19 protein-coding genes and 5 tRNA genes are annotated in these 25,143 nt (G+C 39.6%); 5 read left to right on the forward strand and 19 right to left on the reverse strand.

Annotated elements, in window-relative coordinates:
* Positions 1–62 precede the first annotated feature (62 nt).
* Positions 63–1,319, reverse strand: coding sequence for a sodium:proton antiporter NhaD (nhaD, locus tag PTUN_RS11475; protein ID WP_009840464.1), 1,257 nt, complete (start codon positions 1,317–1,319; stop codon positions 63–65).
* Between the two features lie 158 nt (positions 1,320–1,477).
* Here nhaD and PTUN_RS11480 point away from each other — a divergent pair, with 158 nt between their 5' ends.
* Genes PTUN_RS11480 through PTUN_RS11490 form a run of 3 tightly spaced genes read left to right on the forward strand, consistent with a single transcriptional unit; the run spans position 1,478 to position 6,073 of the window.
* On the forward strand, positions 1,478–2,740 hold the full coding sequence (locus PTUN_RS11480; protein ID WP_040644187.1) for a hypothetical protein: 1,263 nt from the start codon (positions 1,478–1,480) through the stop codon (positions 2,738–2,740).
* Between the two features lies 1 nt (position 2,741).
* Complete coding sequence (locus PTUN_RS11485) at positions 2,742–3,284, forward strand: condensin complex protein MksE (RefSeq protein ID WP_009840466.1); 543 nt, start codon at positions 2,742–2,744, stop codon at positions 3,282–3,284.
* Positions 3,284–6,073 (forward strand): coiled-coil domain-containing protein, encoded by a 2,790-nt coding sequence (locus PTUN_RS11490; protein ID WP_009840467.1) that lies wholly within the window; start codon positions 3,284–3,286, stop codon positions 6,071–6,073. The genes PTUN_RS11485 and PTUN_RS11490 overlap by 1 nt, the downstream gene beginning before the upstream one ends.
* A 627-nt stretch (positions 6,074–6,700) precedes the next feature.
* On the opposite strand, the gene PTUN_RS11495 is transcribed toward PTUN_RS11490, so the two are convergent.
* Positions 6,701–7,777: an OmpA family protein gene (locus PTUN_RS11495; RefSeq protein WP_009840468.1), complete on the reverse strand. Its 1,077-nt coding sequence runs from the start codon at positions 7,775–7,777 to the stop codon at positions 6,701–6,703.
* 259 nt (positions 7,778–8,036) lie between these two features.
* Between PTUN_RS11495 and PTUN_RS11500 the strand changes: the two genes are divergently transcribed.
* Entirely contained in the window at positions 8,037–9,080 is a 1,044-nt protein-coding gene (locus PTUN_RS11500; protein WP_009840469.1) for a phospholipase effector Tle1 domain-containing protein, read from the forward strand.
* Positions 9,081–9,128: 48 nt separating this feature from the next.
* On the opposite strand, the gene pyrC is transcribed toward PTUN_RS11500, so the two are convergent.
* On the reverse strand, positions 9,129–10,157 hold the full coding sequence (pyrC, locus tag PTUN_RS11505; protein ID WP_040644325.1) for a dihydroorotase: 1,029 nt from the start codon (positions 10,155–10,157) through the stop codon (positions 9,129–9,131).
* A 232-nt stretch (positions 10,158–10,389) separates the two neighbouring features.
* On the opposite strand from pyrC, the gene PTUN_RS11510 reads away from it, so the two are divergent.
* Positions 10,390–12,774 carry an EAL domain-containing protein gene (locus PTUN_RS11510; RefSeq protein WP_009840471.1) on the forward strand — a complete coding sequence of 795 codons (2,385 nt, stop codon included), beginning with the start codon at positions 10,390–10,392 and terminating at the stop codon, positions 12,772–12,774.
* A 156-nt stretch (positions 12,775–12,930) separates the two neighbouring features.
* On the opposite strand, the gene PTUN_RS11515 is transcribed toward PTUN_RS11510, so the two are convergent.
* The 16 genes from PTUN_RS11515 to aspS all read right to left on the reverse strand — a co-directional run bounded on the left by PTUN_RS11515 (position 12,931) and on the right by aspS (position 24,952).
* Positions 12,931–13,018, reverse strand: a tRNA-Ser gene (locus PTUN_RS11515).
* A gap of 182 nt (positions 13,019–13,200) precedes the next feature.
* Entirely contained in the window at positions 13,201–14,253 is a 1,053-nt protein-coding gene (nadA, locus tag PTUN_RS11520) for a quinolinate synthase NadA (RefSeq protein WP_040644327.1), read from the reverse strand.
* A gap of 123 nt (positions 14,254–14,376) precedes the next feature.
* Positions 14,377–14,452, reverse strand: a tRNA-Lys gene (locus tag PTUN_RS11525).
* Between the two features lie 70 nt (positions 14,453–14,522).
* Positions 14,523–14,598 (reverse strand) — tRNA-Lys (locus tag PTUN_RS11530).
* Between the two features lie 70 nt (positions 14,599–14,668).
* A tRNA-Lys gene (locus tag PTUN_RS11535) sits at positions 14,669–14,744 on the reverse strand.
* Positions 14,745–14,814: 70 nt separating this feature from the next.
* Positions 14,815–14,890, reverse strand: a tRNA-Lys gene (locus tag PTUN_RS11540).
* A gap of 181 nt (positions 14,891–15,071) precedes the next feature.
* Positions 15,072–15,818, reverse strand: a complete 747-nt coding sequence (ybgF, locus tag PTUN_RS11545; protein WP_009840473.1) for a tol-pal system protein YbgF — start codon at positions 15,816–15,818, stop codon at positions 15,072–15,074.
* A gap of 18 nt (positions 15,819–15,836) precedes the next feature.
* Complete coding sequence (pal, locus tag PTUN_RS11550) at positions 15,837–16,373, reverse strand: peptidoglycan-associated lipoprotein Pal (RefSeq protein WP_009840474.1); 537 nt, start codon at positions 16,371–16,373, stop codon at positions 15,837–15,839.
* A 43-nt stretch (positions 16,374–16,416) separates the two neighbouring features.
* Entirely contained in the window at positions 16,417–17,772 is a 1,356-nt protein-coding gene (gene tolB / locus PTUN_RS11555) for a Tol-Pal system beta propeller repeat protein TolB (protein WP_009840475.1), read from the reverse strand.
* An 8-nt stretch (positions 17,773–17,780) separates the two neighbouring features.
* Positions 17,781–18,704 (reverse strand): cell envelope integrity protein TolA, encoded by a 924-nt coding sequence (gene tolA, locus PTUN_RS11560; protein WP_040644328.1) that lies wholly within the window; start codon positions 18,702–18,704, stop codon positions 17,781–17,783.
* 17 nt (positions 18,705–18,721) lie between these two features.
* Positions 18,722–19,147, reverse strand: a complete 426-nt coding sequence (tolR, locus tag PTUN_RS11565; protein ID WP_009840477.1) for a protein TolR — start codon at positions 19,145–19,147, stop codon at positions 18,722–18,724.
* On the reverse strand, positions 19,147–19,839 hold the full coding sequence (gene tolQ, locus PTUN_RS11570; RefSeq protein ID WP_009840478.1) for a protein TolQ: 693 nt from the start codon (positions 19,837–19,839) through the stop codon (positions 19,147–19,149). Before tolQ ends, tolR begins: the two co-directional genes overlap by 1 nt.
* Before the next feature lie 1,021 nt (positions 19,840–20,860).
* Positions 20,861–21,868 (reverse strand): Holliday junction branch migration DNA helicase RuvB, encoded by a 1,008-nt coding sequence (ruvB, locus tag PTUN_RS11575; protein WP_009840479.1) that lies wholly within the window; start codon positions 21,866–21,868, stop codon positions 20,861–20,863.
* Positions 21,869–21,886: 18 nt separating this feature from the next.
* Positions 21,887–22,504, reverse strand: a complete 618-nt coding sequence (gene ruvA / locus PTUN_RS11580) for a Holliday junction branch migration protein RuvA (RefSeq protein ID WP_009840480.1) — start codon at positions 22,502–22,504, stop codon at positions 21,887–21,889.
* Positions 22,505–22,508: 4 nt separating this feature from the next.
* Positions 22,509–23,030: a crossover junction endodeoxyribonuclease RuvC gene (ruvC, locus tag PTUN_RS11585; protein ID WP_009840481.1), complete on the reverse strand. Its 522-nt coding sequence runs from the start codon at positions 23,028–23,030 to the stop codon at positions 22,509–22,511.
* Between the two features lie 149 nt (positions 23,031–23,179).
* On the reverse strand, positions 23,180–24,952 hold the full coding sequence (gene aspS, locus PTUN_RS11590; RefSeq protein WP_009840482.1) for an aspartate--tRNA ligase: 1,773 nt from the start codon (positions 24,950–24,952) through the stop codon (positions 23,180–23,182).
* Positions 24,953–25,143: the final 191 nt, after the last annotated feature.

Genomic DNA, 25,143 nt, shown 5'->3' on the forward strand with positions numbered 1-25,143 from the left:
TAAAAAACCCCACTGTTTAGCGGGGTTTTAAATCTAACGTTTAGACGTCTAGCTGTCAATCATTAATTTACGGTAATTAATAATCCAGCAAAATACGAACCAACATAACCAATGGTGTAAGCCGCTAGTAAATAAATACTTAAGCGTAAATAGCTAACAAAGGTAAGTTCTTTTACTTTACTCATTGCAATAATACCAGCAGCTGAACCTATGATAAGCATTGAGCCACCCACACCGGTTGCATAAGTAAAGGTTAGCCATTGGCGCGCATCCATCGCAATGTCTGCTTTTAATAACGCAGCCGTTAACGGTACGTTATCAACCGTGGCTGATAATAGCCCCATAAAGTAGTTTGCGTATTCTGGCGCTAAAATCTCGTATAAGTGAGTAAATTGAGTCAGTACCCCTACTTCTTTCATCGCACCAACCAGCAGTAAAACCCCAACGAAGAATAACAAGGTATCGTATTCAATCTCACGAATGTAATCGATGATTTTTTTGTTTACGTCTTTTTTACGCATTAAAAACTGCGCGACTAAAAACATAAAACTTAAACCGAATAAAAACGTCAGTAATGGCGGAACCGAATATAAAACACTCAAAGCCAAAGTACCAAAAATGGTTGAAAGGAAAATAACCGCAATGGTGATATCGGTTTTTTCAATTCGACGTGAGGTATCAGGTTCAAAATATACTTTGCCATTCATACCAATCGATAGCATAACCGCAAGAGCAAGCACACTGAAAATCGCCGGCGCTACCAATAACAGCAAATGACCAATGGTGACTTTATCCGCTAAGAAAATCATTAACGTTGTTACATCACCGGTAATCAGCGATACACCACCTGAGTTCACAGCAAAAATAATTAACGTGGTGTATTTAATCAGCTTTTTACTATCAAGTTTTAGCGACATTACCACCGCAAGCGAAATTAAGGTCGCAGTCACATTGTCGGAAATTGATGAAAACAAAAAGGCAAAACCACCAACCAAAAACATCAAGCGACGTTCGCTAATTTCTCTTGGCATAATGCGATGAACTAAGTTTTGAATAAATCCTTTTGAATTCAAATAGGCAACAAAGGTCATAGCAGCCATCAAAAATAACCACAAAGTCGCTATTTCAAGAATGTTATGATCTAATTGATGTTGAATAGTTTCAGGGCTTTCACCGTGAATAGGGAAGATAAAAGCGATTATCCAACATAAAGTACCAAAAAAAAGCGTGGTTTTGGCCTTGTTTACGTGAATAATATCCTCTATAACGATCAGCACAAATGCAAGTGCGATTAGCGACAGGATAATACCAGTAACCATTTTTCGTTAACAACCTTTGTTAGAAAAGTAAAATATTTGCGTTACAATCAAGCGGCGCGTAGTCTAGCACTTAAAATGACATAAAACTACCGCAGTGTACCTACTATCTTAGTAGTACTTCCTAACAGAATAATTATTAAACAACATAGTGGATAGGTATGATCCCACCGAAGAAAATATTGACTATTTTGTCTGAACATTGGCCCTTAATTGAGACTTTGATCCGACGCTTTAATATGGCCGATTTTAACATTCATGATGTACAAACTATTTTAAAAACTAAATACCCCACCTGGCCGGGCGATAAGATTTTTAAAGAAGCAAACCGACTACTCAATCACGATATTTTGATCCCGCTGGCAAAGTCATCTCAACTTGAACTCAATCGTGCCGTGGCTGAATTTGCCCAGTATTTATTGCAAGAAGAAAGCCTTGGCATTGCCGAAGAAGTGCATGTACTAATTAGAGATTTAGCCCGCCTTGGTCATCGTTTAGCGCAAGCTGGTCAAGACAATGATTTTGAAGAATTGCGCCGTAATTGCCGCATTATGGATGAACGGGTACGTAAAATCGTAAAACTGTTTTATCACAACGAAAATGCCATATTAAATATTGTTGAACAGGCCAAAGCCGATCACTCACAGCGCTCACTCGAAAAACGTTATCAAGCCGTGATTGAAGCATTTGATTTATACATCGAACCTATGCTTGAAATGGTTGATATTGGCGGTGAATTTAAAGCGTGTTTTAGCGAGATTGAGCAGCAGATCAGCACCCTACTCGAGCAAATTCAAATCACCGGCAAGCTGTTTAGCGAAAAGCGGATGTTAGAACAATTACGCACCCGCATTTTAGACATGCACCTAACAGGGCGTGAAAGCCTGCGCAAAAGTGCCGATATGCTAATGCCACTGCGTGAAGAGTTACGTCGCAATACGCTCCTGACTCGCCAAGCAGCCAAGGTGCTAGGTGCAATTCGTAAAAATGGCGTCGATGCCGTACTCAGTGCCCATCAACCACACATAACATCTGATCAACAAAAATTCTCTTTAGGTACCGCCCATCAAATGGTGGCGTACATGGCACACATTGACGAATTTGAACAAGAAGAATACCAACTACCAGATCAAAGCCACGTACCTGCGTTTATCAATCCTAATATTCCAGACTTTTTTAGCGTTAAAACCCGTTTTACAGCAGATCTTGGTAACAAACAAACGGGCATTTTGGCCTGGCTTGATACGCAATACCCTGAGCTTGAAGCGGATGAGTTACTGTTTTTATATCAAAAAATGGCCAATGATCCCGACTTAACCGTTACACACAGCGCACAACCGAGCGTTATCGCATTAGCCGATTGCCAATTTAAATTACACCCTTATCACGCATCGTTAAAAACGACTTCTTTAAAATCGAATTAATATGACACACATAAATTTAGCTGAACTCACAGAGTTACAGCACATTAATAAAAAGCTGGTCAGTGGTTATCACATTAGTGAACAAGACGTACAACTTTGGCAACAACTTGACCATTGCCATGAGCAATATACTGAACTTTTTCAATCACTTGGTCACCATCTAATCAAAGATGGCCGAGGTTTTTATTACCTTGAAATTGAAGACAGCACGCCCAATATGGGCAAAATATCCCGTGCCTTTGCCCTCACCACCTATGTCTTGGTCGAGTACTTTGCCAACCTTGGCAAAGACCCACTGCGTGCCCTGTTTGAACAAGTGTGTGATTTAGAACTGATGCAAATCTTAGTACAACAAAATAAACACCTGTACGATCAGCTCGAAATTTTTTCAGGCTCAGACTTACGCAAAGATGTATTTATGCGCATGAGCCGCTTTGGTTTGGCAAAAGAAGTCGAGCAAGGCTTTATAATTCAAAGCCCAATTTATCGCTATCTGGATGCATTAATGCAAATCAACGAACTTGATCTGCAGGAGGACAACTAATGCAACATTTATACGGCCTGACAAAACTTGCCCTACTTAATACCGCCGGATATGCCAAATGTGTGATCCCGCTTGATAAAAGCAGCTCAATTTGCGCGCCAAATAATACGGGTAAAAGTTCAGTTATTAATGCGCTTCAGTTTCCTCTGATTAATGATTTACGCCTCACAGAATGGGATGGCCACGACTTAGAAGAAACACGTAAATTTTATTTTAGCTCCGATCAATCGTACATCTTACTCGAAGCCGAACTCCCTCATGGCCCTGTGGTCATTGGTGTGGCAGGTCTTGGTAAAATTGCAGGGTTTGCCCATCAATTTTTTTGCTACAACGGCAAACTGAATATTGAAGATTACACTCAAGGCAAAACCATCGTTAAATATACTAAGTTATTTAACCACTTAAAGAGCTTAAACTTCACGCCTTTTGAACTTAAAGCACAAGAGCTTAATGCACTACTAACTGGGGGAGCCAGCGCATTTGATTCTGAGATCAGCTTAAAAATGATCCCCCTTAATAATGTGCAAGACTCCGCTATTTACAAAGAGATTTTCCGTAAAATCTTAAACTTGCATAAACTTGGCGCACCAGATGTAAAACGCTTTATGCTACGAGTGTTTGAGCGCCATATGTCAAATTCTAAAGTCGACTTTTATGAAGTCTGGCGCCGCGCATTTGATAAAGTAAATCGCTCGCGCAAAGAGCTCAAAGCACTCGAAGCAATGCAAGAGCCCATCGCTGCGCTTGAAGCCATGCTTGAAAATCAAAGCATATTAAAAGGTAAACTTGCGGCTCATACACCTAAAATAGACCAAGCATTAATTGATTTTGAACAATATCAACATGCCCAACTAGAAGAACTCGAACAAAACTTGGCCGATATCGAAAGTGAAAAGCACGATTTTGAGCAAAAACAGAATCTTTATATGCAACAACTGCGTGATATTGAGCGCCGCAATAGCCAAATTGAGCAGTGGTTTATTCAATTTAATGGTTTGCATCAAGAATTTGAGTTAGTTGGCCTACCGACGTTAAAAACCAATTTGCAACAGCTTAAAAACCAATATGAGCAGCTGTCGCATTCTATTACCAGTGCTCAAGGACAAAGTTTACATACTCTCGATTTTAGGATTAAAGAGACCGAAAAACAGATAAAGAGCTTAAAACTGCAACTGAAAAATCTCGAATACAATCTTTATACTCGGATGCGTGAAGAGTTATCACTCAAAGAAGTCGAAGAAATTTCGCGTATTTTAAACCCCGATTTATTTAGTTTAGCGACTGGTAATCAAGGGGATGTCACAATCACCGACGAGCACGCTTTTGGCGAATTTTTAGTACAATTATCGGATGCAGTAAAAGGCGCAGTGCTCACCTTACCCGGTGCCAGCATTAAACTGAAAAAACTGCCCGCATTACAAATGCAAACCAGTGATAGCAAAGTACAAATTCAGGCGCAACTCAAAGCACTCGATACCGCACTGGCTGATTTTGCTCGCCAGCGTGAGGTTGCTGCAAACGTTGCAGGTAAACAAGCCGAAAAAGAAGCCCTCTATCAAGAACTAATGAGTATTGAAAGTGCCCTTGAGCGCTTTAATCACTATCAAACCATGTTGCAAACACGTGAGGCGCAAGGATTATTACAAGCGCAACTTGAGGCAGAGCAAGAACAAGTAGCCGATTTACTGCAAGAAGTGCAGCAAGATGCCAGCGGTATTGCCGACCGCCGTTCAATTGTGAAAAGCAAAAAAGAGCAATTACAACGCCAAGCTGAACGTTTGCGCCAAGTTAAATCAGAACGTATTGATCACACCTTAGATTTTTACAGTGGCAAATGCACTCCTTACCTAATTGATATTGCAATTGATTTTGATAATTTGGCCGACCTTGTCCATCGTTTTAATAAAGATTGCCAAGAGCTGCGCAATTTTGACATCAATGTTCGTAATACCTATTTACATATTTATAATGCAGGGATCACCAAGTTTGATAACGAACCTGATGAACTCGTTAAATATCAAAAACTCATTGCCGCGTTTCATAATATTGATAATGAACGTGAAGCCGTTGAGCGCCAAGCTCGGGTGGCTTTAACCGAAGTTGCTGCGACTATTAAAGGGCTTCGCGAAGATCTCGACCGCTTACGCCGCGAAATGAATAGCTTTAACAAAGGCATTAGCCAGCATCAAATTTCAAACTTACAAGCGTTTAAAATCAATGTATTGCCGCGTAAACAGTTGGTCGACAGTATCGATACTATAATCGCCACTGCAGATTTATTTGAGCAAGGTGATACCCTTGATTTGCTTTCAAGCGAGCCTGTTGATGAAAAAGAAGTGAATGCCGCTAAAGATCACCTCATTCAATTTGCCAGCGATAAAGCAGGCCTAACCCTATCAGATTTATTTGATATCCGGTTTGAAGTGGTTAACCGTGCCGGTGAAACCGACCACTTTGATAAAATTGACTCTGCTGGCTCAAATGGCACACGGATCACCATTAAGTTACTGTGTGGCATGCTGTTTATTCGCTACTTATTGTCGGATCAAGAGCAAAATCGTTACCGCATCCCCATTTATATTGATGAAGCGGCCGATATCGACCCTCAAAATCAAAAAGCAATTATTGAAACCGCACTTAGCTTTGGTTTTGTGCCTATTTTTGCTTCGGTTAAACCACAAATTAGCTGTGATTATATTGTGCCAATTCGCACGGTCGAAAACGGCGCCCAAAACTGGGTCGATGAAAAAGACTGGATTGAAGTGCAACACCCACAGCCAGAGTATTAACTTAACCTCAATTTTGGATAAGAGATTTAGCAAGGCATTAAGTTAAAAATAAATATATAAGGTATTCATTTCTAACTAAAGATTTAAAGGCTAACAAGGAGTGTTGGCGCGTCAATCGCGAGCCTATTGCACCTTAATCCAACGCGGTTAGCGTTGAAAACAGCTGACTAAGATAGATGTATTATTCAGTATTGAGGTTAATTTATCTTTCTTGTGATTAAAACAAACAATCCAAGCCATGTGCTTGGATTGTTTTTTCCATACCATAATGCATGCAGCTAACACTCAACAAATAAAACAATCGTAAAACAATCGTAGAAAAAATACAGGACATCACCACTGCTTTAATAATTCAAAGATTACCACACCATTTTAGACTTTCTCTTGATCCATGCCTGATAACTAACTGATCATCAATGACATCGGCAATAGTTATAAAAAAGCCCCGCATTTAGCGAGGCTCATAAATCATAAACGATTCATTACTTAAGCTTAATTCTGGATGCAATATTTACCAACATGTTGAATTAAAATTAAATATCTAAGTTGTTTATCTATAGCGAGAAAGTTTCAACGCTATAAACGTTGAAACTAGCAGCCTAAGATAGATTTTTATTCAGTCTGAGGTTATTTAGTAAACTCAGCCACATCAATCGTTACACGACGGTTATTCAAGCGCTCTGCGATGGTTGCATTGCTCGCGAATAAATCAGTTTCACCGACACTTTTTACAGTTAATTGTGAAGCATTTACACCATTTGCAGTTAAATATTTTGCAATGGCATTAGCGCGACGAAGAGCTAACTTTTCGTTATATTCCTTACTACCTTGGCTATCGGTATAACCAGTTACAGCGGCTTGTGCTTGCGGATTTGCAGCCAAGTGAGCAGCTAAATCTTTTAATGCTTGAGTTTCTTTTACTGCAGATTTATCAAAATCAAATAAAGCGAATGCGTTCACTGCAGGCACAACAACAGGTGCAACTTCAACCGGAGCAACTTCAACCGGAGCAACTACAACAGGCTCAACAACTTTAGCAACTGGCGTAACAGGTGCTGGAGCTCTTGGTGCTTTTTTAGCATTTGAACCAAAACGGTACGCTAAACCTAATGTTGTTAAATGACCGTGATCACCTGCAAACTCAGAATCACCTAAATCATGTAAAAAATTATACTCAACACGACCTTGTAAATTTTGAGTGAAATCGTAGCTTAAGCCTAAACCAAATAATGCAGACCAACCTTTATCATCAAATTTAGCAATTGAGTTTTTCTCTTCACCGTCATAATACATCGCGCCTAATTTAGTAAATAAACCAGCTTGCTCTGTTAATGGCATACGAAAAACACCGGCAAACTCTAAGCCAGTCATTGATGTCACAGCGTGATTAGTTAAACCATTCACTAAACCTGTCGTTGAGTACTCGCCTAAATCAGTGTAACCACCTTCAAGAGCCCAATGTTTTGAGAATTCATAACCAAAAAACACACTCCACGCATTATCACTGCTATCACAACTGCTTAATGATTTTTTACATAAATCGTCTTGGCGTTTACGACCAAACTCGCCGCCAACATACCAATTGTTGAAATTAAAGTTATCAGCTTGAGCTTCTTCACTGTGCGCTGCAAAAGAGCTAGTAGCAAGTAAAACGCCACTAACAAAAGTAGTGGTTAATCCTAGGGAAAAAAGATGCTTAGTCATAGTGAATTGGTTCCTTGAATGAGATGAAATTAGCACTGAACTGTGTGCTAAGTCTTAAGTAGTAATTTTACGTTAAAGCAGACCGCAATGACACCCTTTGCAACAAATTTATTATATATATTTTAATAAGATGCACTCTCTTAATGCCTTTTTAGCAATGAGTTTACCCAATTTTAATTAATTAGGGTTTCTGCAAGCCTTGTACCTTTTTAAAACTTACTTTAGGATGGCTGCCTTTTTGCCAAGGAAGGATAATTAAATGAAAAAATTAATATTTTGTTTCGATGGAACTTGCAATGATCCGACCGATTTTGACGACTTCGTTGCCGATACTAGTATCACGAATATTCTAAAGCTACACCTATTATTGGGTGGTACATTAGTCAATGAAAGTAACGTTAATACGGCACCTCAAAGTAGTTATTATTATTCAGGCGTCGGTACTTATGGTTCTTGGTTAAGCCGCGCATTTAATAGTGTTTTTGCGCCAGAATTTGCAGATATCAATACAATTTTACAGCAAGCTAAACAAGATTTAGCTCGTTACCAAAACCAAGAAGTTGAAGTTTTTATTTTTGGCTTTAGCCGTGGAGCAGCATTGGCAAGGCGTTTTGCTGCTTCTATTGATGTGAATGTCGCCTTTTTAGGCGTCTTTGATACTGTAGCCGCCATTGGGTTACCTGATTTAAGCAGCAACTCACGCCCAGCAAGCGATGTGGTATTTGAAAATGGCACTTTAGCGTCAAATGTCATGCAGGCAGTTCATCTGGTTGCACTTGATGAAAAACGCTTAGCATTTAAACCGACTTTGTTTAATCAAGACCCTAGAGTGCTTGAAGTCTGGTTTCCAGGGGTTCATTCTGATATTGGCGGTGGTTTTTGGTTTGATGGGCTTTCTGATGTGAGCTTGGCTTTTATGCTGCAACAAGCCATCAAAGCTGGATTGGTCTTTTATCAGCCAACCGATGTTAATTTCACTCAGTTACATGATATGCATGGACTAGCAATTTGCCTAGATGATATTGATATTGTGCCACTGATTGATGGCGTATTACATCAACAGCAAAGGGGTCATCATTTAGCCACTAAAACGTTGGCAATACGCCAACTCTGTGTCCATGAAGCAGATAATCCAAGTAACCAACATACGGCTATTATCCACCATAGTGTTATGGATAGGCTCAATCAAGTGATTGAATATCGCCCGGTATCACTTCGAAATAGCAGATTTCGAATTCTTGAGGTTAGCGGTACGTTAAGCGAAGAAAAAATAGGTATTGCAGCTCTGCGAGCTCAGCAATAATAAAAAAGACGTCATCCGACGTCTTTTTTTCTTTTCAATTACAGTGATTTACTTAACTTGCCACTCAATTTGCTCACCAGCGCGAATTGGCACTACTTTATCGCCGCCAAGCGGGTAAAAATCTGGTACATCCCAGCTCGCTTTTTCAAGGGTAATAGTATCGGTATTGCGCGGTAAATTGTAAAAGTCAGGGCCATTATGGCTCGCAAACGCTTCAAGCTTATCGAGTGCTCCTGCTAATTCAAATGCTTCAGCGTAAAGTTCAATTGCGGCATGAGCAGTATAAGAACCTGCACAGCCACAAGCCGCTTCTTTTTTATCTTTCATGTGTGGTGCAGAATCAGTGCCTAAGAAAAACTTTTTAGAACCACTAGTAGCCGCTTTCACTAACGCATCTTGATGAATGTTACGTTTTAAAATAGGCAAACAATAAAAGTGTGGACGAATGCCACCTGCTAACATGTGATTGCGATTATAGAGTAAATGGTGTGCAGTAATAGTCGCTGCAATGTTATCCCCTGCTTGGTTAACAAACTCAACCGCATCTGCGGTGGTAATGTGTTCAAGTACCACTTTTAAAGTTGGGAAATCAGTCACTAATTTTTTCAATTTTGTTTCGATAAAGATTTTTTCGCGGTCAAAAATATCAATACTTGAATCAGTTACTTCACCATGAACAAGTAATAACATGCCAACTTCTTCCATCGCTGCAAAGACAGGCGCCATATTTTCGATTGAGGTCACACCGGAATCTGAGTTAGTTGTTGCGCCTGCAGGATACAATTTTGCAGCAACGACTTTGCCCGTAGCATGTGCTTCTTTAATATCGGCAGCAGACGTTTTATCGGTTAAATAAAGCACCATTAATGGCTCAAACTGACCTTGGGGCTTTGCGGCCTTAATGCGGTCGTAATAGCTTAATGCCAATTGTGTATTGGTGACAGGAGGAACCAAATTAGGCATGATAATCGCGCGGCCCATATAACGGCTAACATCACGAACAGTATCAACCAGTTGTTCACCGTCACGTAAATGAATATGCCAATCATCAGGGCGAGTAATCGTAATACTTGTCATTGCTTTATTTTCCATTGCGAAATTTGAGTGATCATATTGATCCAATCGGCTGCTGTAAAGCGGATATATAAGACTTGATATTTCACTTCGCTTTAAAGCACCATCATTTTTATTTTTAGAATAAACACTCAGCACTCTTGCGCTAAACTCATCAGTTAAGAATGTTCGTAAAATGTTACAATTTATAGTACCTTATTAGTTCGATGCTTAGGCTTATTGGTTATTCGTTTACATGCAAAAAAATCCACCTGTAAGGTTGCCGCTTTCTTCTCAAGTTTCATTACTACAACAACAAAGCCAGCAGCTGAGCATTATTAATCAGTTCTCGTTATCTTTAATTGAAATCAATGAATTAAATGAACTTTTTCATACAGTAACCACTAAAGTTGTTAGCCAACTGGGTTTTGTTGATTGTGTTATTTATTTATGTGACCAACAAAAACAAGTGCTCAATCAAGTAGCAGCAATGGGCGATAATTTGCTCGATGACCAATATGTTATTAAACAGCACGCCATCCCGATTGATGTGGGCATTACCGGTTATGTTGCCAAAACAGGGCAAGCATTACTGATTGATGACTTATCAAACGACCCCCGCTATTTAGCAGATGCTCGGCCCGCCTTATCAGAGCTGTGTGTGCCGCTTATTTATGATCATCAAGTTATTGGTGTGATTGATTGCGAACACCCCAAAAGCCATTACTTTAGCGCTGCGCACCTTGAAATTTTAACCACAGTCGCATCAATGCTCAGTGCCAAAATTAATCAGTGCCAAATATTGAGTGATTTAAAAGATACGGTTAATCAACTCAATGATGCGCAAAAGCTCGAAAAAGGCATGCTACAAATAGCCAACTTAACCTATCAATCTTCTAACCTTGACTTGTTCTATCAAGATTTACATAAAATAGTTAAATCATTGATCAATGCCGAAAATTTATTTATCGCTTTATATGATAAAAAAGCCAATGTGCTCGATATTCCCTATATCGTTGAAGCAGGCGTGCGTAATCAAGCAAATAAAAAATTTAAAACCAATCAAATCAGTGAAACTGCATCGGTTTTTTTAATTAAAAGTAATACCTCTTTAGTACTAAATCAAAAGCAGTATCTTGACCATATTTCACAAGGCCATTTTAAATTAGTTGGTGAGCTGCCCCACTCTTGGTTAGGTGTGCCCTTTGATATTAACTCAGCATGCAGTGGCATCGTTGTGGTACAAAGTTATGATACAACTCATACCTATACCCAACATGATTTAGAAATTTTGACCTATATCAGCCGACAAATCAGCTTAGTGATTAATCGCGAACTTACCCGCCAGTCACTTGAGCATAAAGTAATGCACGATGAATTAACCGGATTAGCTAACCGAGTCTTATTAATTGACCGGCTAAATCAAGCGATTACACGGTTAGCTCGCCAAACGTATTCCACCATGCATGCCTTACTGTATTTAGATTTTGACCGCTTTAAAATTATTAACGATACCTTGGGTCACCAAGTAGGTGATAAATTTTTAATTCAAATTTGTCTGTTAATTTCAAGTTGTATTCGACAAAGCGATACGCTGGCTCGGTTAGGCGGCGATGAATTTGCCATTTTAATGGAGGATATTCATAGTCAAAATGAAGTCAAACTGCTAGTTGAGCGTATTCATTTAGCGTTAAAAGAACCTATTGAAATTGATGGTAATTTATTGCAAGGCTCAACCAGTATCGGCATTGCTTTTGCTTGCCATGAAACCGATGCGGCATACAAAATTTTACAACGGGCTGATGCCGCAATGTATGAAGCCAAATCACTTGGCCGTGGTCAAGTCCAATATTTTAGTGAGTCAATGCGCGCTAAGCTCAAAGGTGCGGCATTACTTGAAACAGATATTCAGCGCGGTATTCAACAACACGAATTTGAACTGTATTACCAACCTATTTTTCGTATTCACGACCAACACGTCATTGCCTTTGAGGCTTTAGTGCGCTGGCATCATCCCGATAAAGGGTTTGTTTCACCCAATGACTTTATCCCGATTGCAGAAGATACCGGTCAAATCATTCAGCTTGATTTGTATCTTTTAGAACAAGCTGCAAAACAGATACAACTGTGGCAACAACAAACAGACACACTATTTAGAGTTACGGTCAATGTTTCATCACGGCACTTCGCCAATTTAGAATTTGTCAGCTTTATCGACCGCTTATATCGCACCTACCAACTTCGTTCTGGTAGTTTATGCATCGAAATAACCGAATCTGGTTTAATTGAAAACTTATCACTTGCGACCAAGATTATTGAAGGCCTTGCGCCTCATCAAGTGAAATTATGCTTGGATGATTTTGGCACTGGCTATTCAGCACTCGGTTATTTACATCAACTGCCTATCCATATTCTTAAAATTGATAAAAGCTTTATCGATCATTTACAAAATGGCCAAAATCACCCACTGGTCGAAGCAATTTTAACCCTTGCTCAATCATTAAATTTAGAAGTCGTTGCTGAAGGGATTGAATTTCAATCTCAACTTGAAGTCTTAATTCAAACCAGTTGTACCTTTGGCCAAGGTTTTTTAATCGCTAAACCTATGCCTGCCAATGAAGCTATCGGTTATTTAAGCTAAAGAATTGATTGCTGAGAAGTTATAAATTTTTTTGCTCGTTGCACAGAATCATAAAATATTTAACTATATCTATCGTTTGAAAAAGTTATAGCCGATTAATAGTTAAGATTTTAATTACGAACTGAATTTAACACTAGAGAGTAGATTGGGCTTAAATGGCGGTGACGGAGAGATTCGAACTCTCGATACGTTGCCGTATACACACTTTCCAGGCGTGCTCCTTCAGCCACTCGGACACGTCACCTTTTTGTAAAACTAATTTTTCTTTGTAAAACACACTGCTGCAGTGCGGTGGGTATAGTATGCAATCAACTTAAACGCTGCAAGGTTTTTCTCGCTTACAGCGTTTAAACGGTGATTAATTGACCTCAATTAGGCACGATAAGTTTGAATCACGAATTAAACCAAACTTATCGGCTAGATCAATTAACCATTTTTAGCTAAGGTAATTGTGGCGGCAAAATCAAGCATCCGATTAAGCGAACGTAACGCGCCTTCACGCAATTGCATATCAACAAATACTTCACGACCTTGCGGCTGCGTTAATGCTTCTTCAATCGCTTTAAGACCGTTCATCGCCATCCACGGGCAATGGGCACAGGTTTTACAGGTTGCACCTTCACCCGCGGTTGGCGCGGCAAAAAACTCTTTATCTGGACACAGCTGCTGCATTTTATAAAAAATACCGCGATCGGTTGCCACGATGAATTTTTGGTTGGGCATATTTTGCGCCGCTTTTATTAGCTGGCTGGTAGAGCCCACCGCATCAGCTAAATCAACGATTTCTTGTGGCGACTCAGGATGAACCAATACACCCGCTTCAGGATGCAGCGCTTTCATGTCTTTTAACGCTTTAGTTTTGAATTCATCGTGAACGATACAGGCACCGTTCCACATAATCATATCTGCACCTGTATTCTTTTGAATATACGCGCCTAAATGCTTATCTGGTCCCCAAATGATTTTTTCGCCCATCTCATCTAAATGTTCAACAATTTCAAGCGCACAACTAGAGGTAACAATCCAATCAGCTCGCGCTTTTACTGCGGTTGACGTATTGGCGTAAACCACCACTTTACGATCTGGGTATTGATCACAAAATGCTGAAAACTCTTCGATTGGACAACCCACATCAAGAGAGCAAGTTGCTGCAAGTGTTGGCATCACAACTGTTTTTTCAGGCGTTAGGATTTTAGCGGTTTCACCCATAAAACGTACACCTGCGACCACAATTGTTGTTGCCGGATGTTTGCTACCAAAACGGGCCATTTCCAAAGAATCTGCAACACAACCACCTGTTTCTTCAGCAAGAGCTTGAATTTCAGGATCGGTATAATAATGTGCAACAAGCACCGCATTTTTTTCAATCAATAACGCTTTGATCCGCGCTTTATAAGCAGCTTTTTCAGTGTCTGAAAGCGGGGTTGGTTTTGGAGGAAATATATAATCCTCAGGCATAATCTGTTCAGCTAGACTCATCATCTCGACCACAAAGTCCACAGTTAAAAATTGCTGCGAATTATACGAAAAATAAGGACTAAATGACAGTATTGTAATAAATAATAAAGAAGAAGAGATTAAAAATGAGGAGTACCAAGAGAATGGTGGGTCATGATGGACTTGAACCATCGACCAATGGATTAAAAGTCCACTGCTCTACCAACTGAGCTAATGACCCGCTCTAAGTGTTTCGTTTTATATTCCGATGAAAGCGTTCGGTTTCCTTTTTTGAGTCGCCTCTAAAAGGATGGTGGGTCATGATGGACTTGAACCATCGACCAATGGATTAAAAGTCCACTGCTCTACCAACTGAGCTAATGACCCGCTCTAAGTGTTTCGTTTTATATTCCGATGAAAGCGTTCGGTTTCCTTTTTTGAGTCGCCTCTAAAAGGATGGTGGGTCATGATGGACTTGAACCATCGACCAATGGATTAAAAGTCCACTGCTCTACCAACTGAGCTAATGACCCGCTCTAAGTGTTTCGTTTTATATTCCGATGAAAGCGTTCGGTTTCCTTTTTTGAGTCGCCTCTAAAAGGATGGTGGGTCATGATGGACTTGAACCATCGACCAATGGATTAAAAGTCCACTGCTCTACCAACTGAGCTAATGACCCGATTTAAGATTTCTCTTTAATCTTGGTGCAGTTATCCGTTAGGAACTAACGAGCGGCTGCGGGCGCTTATAATACTTATTTAAACGCTGAGTGCAATATAAAATTGTACTTTTCTTTAGTTTTTACACTCGGTTGACTAATTTTAGACCGCTTTAGCTAAAAAGCAGTCTAATTTGAAAAGCTACGGTTTTGAAATACGATCTTTTGCTAATTTAGCAGCGGTTGATTCTGGGTATTGATCGATCAATTGCTGCATAATAGTTTTAGCTTTTGCGTCATTACCTTGTTTTTGTAATACAGCTGCCAGCTTTAACATTGCATCAGGTCGTTTGTTAGAATCAGGATAACCATTCACAACAGCTTCAAAATGGGTTTTAGCCGCATCGACATCATTTTTCATCGATTGTAGCTGGCCTAACCAATAATGAGCATTAGGAACATAGACCGATTGTGGATATTGCTGTAAAAATGTTTGGAATTGCGGAATAGCTTGATCGTAGCGCTTATCTTTCATAATCATTTGCACTGCACGATCATACGCATCGTTTTCAGACAAATTACTACTAATAGTAGAAACCTCTTCAGCAGCAGGCTCTACTGCTACCGAGCTTGGTTTTGCATACGCTGTTGATACTCGCTCTTCTATTTCCTGATAAAGCTCTCGTTGGCGTTGTAAAATCTTTTCGATTTTATAGCCTTGCTCTTCAGTGGTGCCTCGAAGTTGACTTACTTCATCTTGCAATACTTGAAACTGCTGTTGTAACTCAACTTGCACTAAGTTACGAGATTTAATCATGTTCTCTATCGCGGCCACTCTAGTTTCTATGTCAGAAGTTGAATTACCAACAGTTGAAACAGGAGCGGGAGCAGCCCAAAGTTGAGTGCTCCCGCCCAGAAGAATTGCCGCCAAAATAATTTTTGGCTTCATATTTTCGTTTCTTTTATCTTAGTACACTAAAACCGCACGACGGTTTTTAGCAAATGCTTCTTCATTGCGAGACTTAACCATTGGTTTTTCTTCGCCATAGCTCACTACCGATAATTGGCTGGCAGAAACACCTAAGCTTTGTAAGTAGGTAACTACCGCATCACCACGACGCTCACCTAGAGCAATATTATATTCGGGTGTACCACGCTCATCGGCATGACCCTCAATTAATACTTTAACTGAAGGGTTTACTACTAGAAAATTTGCATGTGCTTGCAGCAAATCAGCATATTGGCTGCTTACTATTGCAGTATCGAAATCAAAATAGATTACTTGTTCTTGACGAAGCGCTTCATATTTCTCACGTAATTTTTCTTCAGCTGTTTTTTCACGTGCAATTGTTTCTACTTGAACTGTATCAGTGGTTTGCTGAGCTTGGTTCGTTTGATTTTGTTGCGACGCACCTTCATCAACATTTGATGAAGAGCTACATGCTGCTAATGTCATTACTGGCACTGCGATTAGCAGACCTTTTAAAATTTTATTAAGTTGCATTGAGTTAGATTCCTTTGTTAAAAATGAAACCAGTATCTAGTTATTATAAAAATGGTGACCAAGCGGGTGCCTTCACTTGTCCGTTTGCTACTGGAAGACGTGCTTTAAAACGTCCATCCATAGAAACTAAAGCGAGTACCTGCTTATTATCATGTAGCGTACTATAAATAATCATCGAGCCATTTGGTGCCATGCTCGGTGATTCATCCAGTCGAGTTGCAGTTAAAACCTGAAAATCGCCTGTTTTAAGTTCTTTTTTCGCGAGGTGGTAACGACCTGCGGTACGATTAACCATGATTAAATCTTTGCCATCTGGCGTGATTGAACCCGCTAAATTCATATCGCCGTCAAAAGTCAACCGACGCGTTTTGCCAGTAGCTAAATTTACGCTATAAATTTGGGCATTACCACCCCTTTCGGATGTAAAAACAATTTCTTGGCCATTTGGATGCCAACTTGGTTCGGTATCAATACTGCGATGACGAGTCACTCTGCGCTCGGCACGCGTTTTTAGATCCATCACATAAATTTCAGTCGCACCGTCTTTATCTTTTGATAAAACTAACGCCAATTTAGTGCCGTCAGGCGAAAATTTAGGCGCACCATTAATACCTGGGTGAGACGTTAAACGTTCACGCTTACCAGTATAAATATCTTGAATGTAAATTTGGCTTTGACGATTTTCAAACGTCACATAAGCCAATTTTGTGCCATCAGGTGACCAATCTGGCGACATTAAAGGTTCTTTAGAACGCAATAAAACTTGCTCATTGTAACCATCGTAATCAGCTACCACGAGTTGATAAGGCATTGCTTGATCGTCACGTACAATCACATAAGCCACTTTTGTTAAAAATGCACCGCGTTCACCCGTTAGCGCTTCATAGACTACATCACTAATTCGATGGCCATAACGGCGAAAACTATCATCAGTGATCACGGTTTGACGAGCATCTAAAATATGATCTTGATTATTGACCAGCTTGCCATTACTCAACATTTGAGTTTGGCCGCCAGTTAATTGGCCTCGTAAAACATCGATTAATTCATAGCTAACTAAATAACGACCACCCGTTTGCTGTTCAATTTGACCAACAACAATCGCTTCAATCCCCTCTTGTGCCCATGCACCATAATCAACCTCACCGTCCTTTGAAGGTTTTTGCGGCATATTGATAGTAGCAATTGGGTTGAATTTTCCACTGCGACGTAAATCTGCCGCGATGACATCAGAGATATCTCCAGGGGCTTGACCCACACCGATATACTTAAATGGCACCACACCAATTGGACGAGCAGAGTTGACGCCTTCGGTAATAAAAATTTCAAGTGCAGCAAACAACTGACTACTTGCAATTAATAAGCATAATCCAGCTAAATATTTAAATCTGTTGAACATACGACCTCTTATAACTCAGGTTTAAATGTTAAATTGATATTTTTAAGTTGTTCAAAAACATCTTTATCTTTTGAAACAGGCAAGGTCTCAGCCATTCTAATAGCTCGTATTACCGCCTCACACACTAGTTTATCCCCACCAAGTGATTCAACTTGGGTAACTAGACCATTAAATGCAAGTTTAATATTCACTTTGCATTGTTTACCTTTCATTTTTTCATCTTGTAGCAGGTTTTGTTGGATCCTTGCTTGGATCATCGCCTGATACTTTTCAACTTCGGTAAGTACCTGCTGACGTTTAGCCCGATTACGTGCGGCCTGCTCTTGAGCTAATTGTTCTTGTAACATTTGCTCTTCTTGAGCTTGTCTTCGTTTACGCTCTGCTTCAGCTTTTGCCTCAGCTTCTTTCTTCAAGCGCTCTTGCTCTGCTTTTTTCAACGCTTCTTCTTGCTTTTTGCGTTCAGCCAATGCATCTTGCGCCGCTTTTTGTGATTTTAACTTTTCATCTTCAGCTTGCTTAGCTTTCTTCTGCTCATCTTGCTGCTTTTTTTGTGCTTGAGCAGCTGCAACATCGGCTTCTTTCTTTTCAAGCTCTTTTTGCTTACGCTGCTGTTCTAATTTTTTTATGCGACGTGCTTCCTCTTCACGCTGTTTTTTTGCATTTTCAGCTCTTTTTTCAAGGTCACGTAAACGCTGTTGTTCAGTGCGTTTTTTCTCAGCATCTTGCTTTTTTAACTCTTCAATGCGCTGATTGACCGCTTTCTGATCGACTGAAATAGCCTCTACAGCTTGCTTGTTATTAGCCAGCTCTTGAGGACTATTAAGTTGCACTTCAAGCACTTTAGGTTCAGATGATTGAAAATTAGTGCTCAGCACGAGCACCACCACCAACGCAATATGTAAGCTGGTCGATTTTAGTAATGAAGGAAGAATTTCTTTAAAAACCACAATTATTTCTCAAAAGATTCAGTCATCAAGCCCACCGAAGGCACACCTGCACGTTTTAAAAAGTCCATCAATAACAACACTTCTTGATAAGACACTCGGCCATCACCTTTTAACATAACTGGTGTAAGTGGCTCTTTGTCTAGGGCAAGTTTTACTTGTGCTGCAATGTCGATAGCATCCATAGGCTCTTCAGGGTCAATGCCAATACTGGCAAAATATTTGCCCTCGGCATTAATTGATATCACTATCGGCGGTGCGTCTTTACTTTCAACAAGTTCAGATTGCTCCATTTTAGGCAGCTCAACTTTAACACCATGAGTAATGAGCGGAGCTGTAGCCATAAAAATAATCAGTAATACCAACATAACATCGATATAGGGCACAACATTAATTTCTGCGACAGGGCGACGTTTTTTACGCTGATACATTACTGTTGCGCCTCATTTTGCGCAACCGCTTGGCGATGAAGAATATTTGAAAACTCTTCCATAAAATTACCATAGCTTGATTCTATTTTTTCAACTTTGTGAGCAAAACGGTTATAGGCAATCACAGCAGGGATAGCAGCAAATAAACCCATTGCAGTTGCAATCAAAGCTTCGGCTATGCCCGGTGCAACCATTTGCAAAGTGGCCTGTTTTACCTGACCTAATGCAATAAATGCGTTCATAATCCCCCACACGGTACCAAATAAACCAATATAAGGGCTGATTGAACCAACAGTAGCTAAAAAAGACAAACTCGATTCTAGTTTTTCCATTTCACGAGAAAGCGCAACACGCATCGCACGATGAGTACCATCCATTATGGTGCCTGCCGCAGTTAAGTTACTTTTTGATAATCGAGCAAACTCTTTAAATCCTGCCGTAAATAAAGACTCTAAACCATCTAAGCCCTGTTGGCGGGCTGAAAGTTCTGTGTATATTTTACTTAAGTCAGTACCTGACCAAAATTTATCTTCGAATTTCTTAGCTTGAATTTGAGCATTATGAAGTGCTTTTTGACGCTGAAAAATCATAGTCCATGAGATAACTGATAAGCCAACCAACATTAACATTACCAACTGTACTAAAAAGCTGGCTTTTAAAATTAGATCAATAAATGAAAGTTCCGTGGTCACTACAATAGTCTCCAAATTTTGCGCTTGATAAGTTTTATTGGCTAATTAGTCTTTATGATTAAAAATAAGTTCAAGAAACAAAGCGTTCATATCACTAATGCCTTTATATTTGCCCTAGTGTAACGACACAAATAGCCGCTGACAATGACTCTGCGTCAGATAAAAAATGAATGCTCAAAAATCATCCTTCAGATAATTACCATTCTGAACAAGCACTGACTGGAACGGGTAAATATCAGAGAAAATGACAATAAAATGACTTTTTATGCACCTAGCTTGAATAATCTAACAATTACTAGATTAAATTAATTTCAGGATACATATTTTTATTGTTCAATAAAAATACAAATCAAAAATAACCATACAAAATCATTAATTTATATAGCTGCTGATTATTATATGAACGAGTATTCTCTCTAATATTATTTTTTGATATTAGTTTTTTTTATCTGAAAATAAAATTTTTCTAGTTTGAACACTTTGCAACTTGTCTGTAATATTCACCCTGTACTGAACGAGCAGCATTGCTCCTCACCAGTTACTAGTAAAGTGATTCTGATTTTTCATTTTACTCTACATTAAACGTCAGACATTTAATGTTCCCTGGATACTTCCTTCAACTTGTTGTTTTGCCCGCATCCTTAATGGACGCGGGCTTTTTTTGCCTGTTAATTTAATGTCATCGCTGAATACCAACTCTACCTCTGGCAGCAACGCAAACAATGTGGAATTAACGATTCAATCCGCTAAGTTCCAAGTGATAACTTTGAACTAAAGATGAATCACTTAGTTATTTAAATCTAATTCAATTCGTTAGCAAATCTATTATTTAGAACTTGAGTTAATTTAGTTTTGTTATTCAGAGCTTTGTTAAAGTGCAGCAATAAAAATGAATATTGAGGATGCAGAGCGCTATAAAAAGAAACAGCTTTAACACCTAATTTAAAACGGCTCCCCTACAAAAATAAGTTATTAAAATGCACTCGTCTTAATAAAAAACCGCCGAAGCGGTTTTCAAATGTTAACTTTCTTTAATCATTAAGCCAAAATGTAGATAAGCTCTGTCGGACACAATCCGCCCTCGAGGCGTACGCTGAATAAAACCCTGCTGAATTAAATACGGCTCAATCACATCTTCAATGGTTTCTCGTTCTTCACCTATAGCCGCTGCAATATTATCAAGACCAACTGGGCCACCTGAAAACTTTTCAATTACAGCCAGTAGATACTTTCTATCCATAAAATCAAACCCTTGCTTATCAACATCCACCATATCTAGCGCAAGACTTGCAATGTGTTGATTAACTGTACCATCAGCTTTAACCTGTGCGTAATCACGAACACGACGAAGCAAACGATTTGCAATACGTGGGGTGCCGCGAGAACGCATAGCTATTTCGTTGGCACCTTCATCATCCATTTGCAAATTTAGGTAATGGGCTGAGCGTTTTACAATACTGGATAAATCTGCAACAGAATAAAACTCTAACCGCTGCACAATACCAAATCGATCTCGAAGCGGTGATGTTAATGAACCTGCCCGTGTAGTTGCACCAATTAAGGTAAATGGGGGCAAATCGAGCTTAATTGAACGAGCGGCGGGGCCTTCACCAATCATGATATCAAGTTGGTAGTCTTCCATTGCTGGATATAAAATTTCTTCAATATGTGGACTGAGCCGATGAATTTCATCAATAAATAGAACATCATGCGCTTCAAGATTAGTGAGCATTGCAGCTAAGTCACCCGCTTTTTCAAGCACAGGACCTGATGTTGTTTTGATACTAACGCCTAATTCATTGGCAACAATGTTGGCAAGTGTGGTTTTACCAAGCCCTGGAGGGCCAAAAATAAGTAAATGATCGAGCGCTTCTTGCCTGCTATTAGCAGCTTGAATGAAAATCTCCATCTGCCCTTTTACATGTGGCTGACCGGTATAATCGGCCAGCATTTTTGGTCGAATAGCACGATCTATACTATCTTCATTGCCTGCTTCACTTGGTGCGATCAGTCGATCTGCTTCTATCATGCCTGTCTCTTTTTTGCTTTATAGCATTGATTTAAGTGCTTCGCGGATCAAAACCTCAGAGGTTTTGCCTGGTGCACGTAAACTTTTAACCGTTTTTTCTGCTTGCGCTTGTTTATACCCTAATGCTACTAAGGCTGCAATTGCGTCATCTTCTGCGCTATCGTGAACATTTGGGCCATTTTGCATTTCAAGCACAAGTTCATTGCTGGAGGGATTAAATAAGTCTCTGCCCCAGTCTTTTAATCTATCTTTCATTTCAAGCACTAACCGCTCTGCGGTTTTTTTACCTACGCCAGGTAATTTAACTAAACTCGTTGCATCTTCGTGCTGCACGCACTGGACAAATTGGTCAGCTGACATACCCGATAAAATAGCTAATCCAAGTTTAGGCCCAACCCCATTCGCTTTTAGTAGCTCACGAAATAGCGCACGCTCGGCTTTATGGTTAAAACCAAATAACAGTTGTGCATCTTCACGTACCACAAAGTGGGTATAAAGTGTTGTTTTTTCGCCTTCTTTAGGCAAATGATAAAAGCACGTCATCGGTAAATGGACTTCATAACCGACACCTGCCACATCCAATAAAATTTGTGGTGGTTGTTTTTCTATTAAAATTCCACTTAATCTTCCAATCATGTTATTACCTTAATCGACCGCGGACGGTTTTTTTCGCTTGTCCGGCTAATTTAATTAAACTTTGTTGAGAATGCCCATGACACATTGCAATAGCAAGTGCATCAGCGGCATCGGCTTGTGGCATGCTCGGTAGGGTGAGCAATGTTTTGACCATATGCTGTACTTGCTTTTTATCGGCGCCACCATTGCCTACTACCGCTTGTTTAACTTGCCTTGCTGAATATTCACAGACTAATAAATCGGCCATTGTTGCCGCAACAATGGCAGCCCCACGTGCTTGACCGAGTTTTAATGCTGAATCAGGATTATGGGCCATAAATACTTGTTCGATTGCAAATGCGGTCGGCTGATATTGTTCAATGATTTGACTTACACCCAAAAAAATCATTTTTAAACGTTCAGCTAATGGTTTATCTCCTAACCGAATGCAACCACTGCCTAAATAGCTGTATTTACTACCTTGCATACTTATCACACCATAGCCTGTGAGGCGTGAACCAGGATCAATCCCTAAAATAATTGCCAAACGAGATACCTTTTAAAACATTAAAACCTGTTAAATGATGCCTTACAACTGTATAAATTACCAGTGCATTTAGTGTTAATTACGTTTTTGTAAATAATGAACAACAAAAAAGACGGCCTAGGCCGTCTTTTTTATCAAGCTAATTTAAATTATGCATCTTTTGTAGGTAATGACACTGCTACCGCTAACTCTTTTAATGAATCAGGATTTGCAATGCTTGGCGCATTTGTTAATAAACACGACGCTTGAGTTGTTTTAGGGAAAGCAATAACGTCACGAATATTATCAGTGCCACATAACAACATAGTTAAGCGATCTAAACCAAACGCTAAACCCGCATGTGGAGGCGTTCCGTATTTTAATGCATCAAGTAAGAAACCAAACTTATCTTGTTGTTCTTGTTCATTGATACCTAAAATTCTAAACGCGGTTGCTTGCATATCGTTGTTAAAAATACGTACCGAGCCACCGCCCACTTCATAACCATTTAATACCATGTCATACGCATCAGAAATAGCAGAAGCCGGATCCGCTTCAAGCTGCGCTGGTGTCATATCTTTTGGTGCTGTAAATGGATGATGCACCGCGTGTAATGTGCCCTCATCATCTTCTTCAAACATTGGGAAATCAACCACCCACAATGGTGCCCATGCTTTTAAATCGGTTAAGTTTAAATCTAAACCTAGTTTTATACGCAGTGCACCCATTGCTTCGTTGACAATATTTTTCTTATCCGCACCGAATAAAATAATATCGCCAGTTTGCGCGTTAGTACGAGTCAAAATTGCTTCGATGATGTCGGCTGATAAAAATTTAGCCACTGGAGATTGCACACCTTCAGCACCTAAAGTACGGTCGGTGATTTTCATCCACGCCAAACCTTTTGCACCATAAATACCAATAAATTTAGTGTAATCATCAATTTGTTTACGTGAAAGTTCAGCACCACCAGGAACACTAATAGCCGCTACACGTCCTTTTGGATTATTCGCAGGCCCTGCAAACACTTGGAATTCAACATCTTTTAATAAATCAGCTACATCAACTAATTCAAGTGGATTACGTAAATCTGGTTTATCTGAACCATAACGAGACATCGCTTCGTAATACGGCATTACAGGGAAATCACCTAAATCAACGTTTAGTAACTCATTCCACATTTGACGGATCATTTTTTCTGTTACTTCGCGCACTTGATCAGAACTCATGAACGAAGTTTCAATATCGATTTGAGTAAATTCTGGTTGGCGGTCGGCACGTAAATCTTCATCACGGAAACATTTAACAATTTGATAGTAACGGTCAAATCCCGACATCATTAATAATTGTTTAAATAACTGTGGTGATTGTGGCAACGCATAAAAGCTACCTTTATGAACGCGGCTTGGTACTAAATAATCGCGCGCGCCTTCTGGCGTCGCTTTAGTTAATACAGGCGTTTCAATATCTAAAAAGCCGTTATCATCTAAGAAACGACGAACAAAGCTGCTTGCTTTAGCGCGTAATTTAATGCGGTCGCTCATTTCTATACGGCGTAAATCTAAATAACGATATTTTAAACGCATTTCTTCAGAGTTAACTTGATTAAAATCTAACGGTAACGGCTCTGAGCGGTTAATGATTTGTAAGCCTTTACCTAAAATTTCAACTTCACCTGTCGCCATGCCACTGTTAACTTGACTTTGCGGACGTGCGCGCACAATACCGGTCACTTTTACGCAGAACTCATTACGAAGCTGATTTGCTGTATCCATTAATCCGGCAACTTCTGGATCAAATACCACTTGCACCACACCTTCACGGTCACGTAAATCAATAAAAATCAAACCACCAAGGTCACGACGTTTATTAATCCAACCACAAAGCTCAACGGTTTGTTCTAGATGGGTTTTATTTAGTTGTCCGCAATATATAGAGCGCATACTTATCCTGTCAGTCTCAGTATTAGCCGCTAAATTGGCTAATTAACTCGATTCGTTTAAAAAAATTAGCGCCAATTATATAAAAATCCCAGTCAAAGTCATCTAACTATACCGTTTAAGCTCAATTATTTTTTGCCTTCGCAAGCAAGTGAACTCTTTGGTATCCTTCAAAGCAAATACAATAACTATTT

The sequence above is a fragment of the Pseudoalteromonas tunicata genome (assembly GCF_002310815.1).
In the GTDB taxonomy this organism is placed as follows: Bacteria; Pseudomonadota; Gammaproteobacteria; order Enterobacterales; family Alteromonadaceae; genus Pseudoalteromonas; species Pseudoalteromonas tunicata.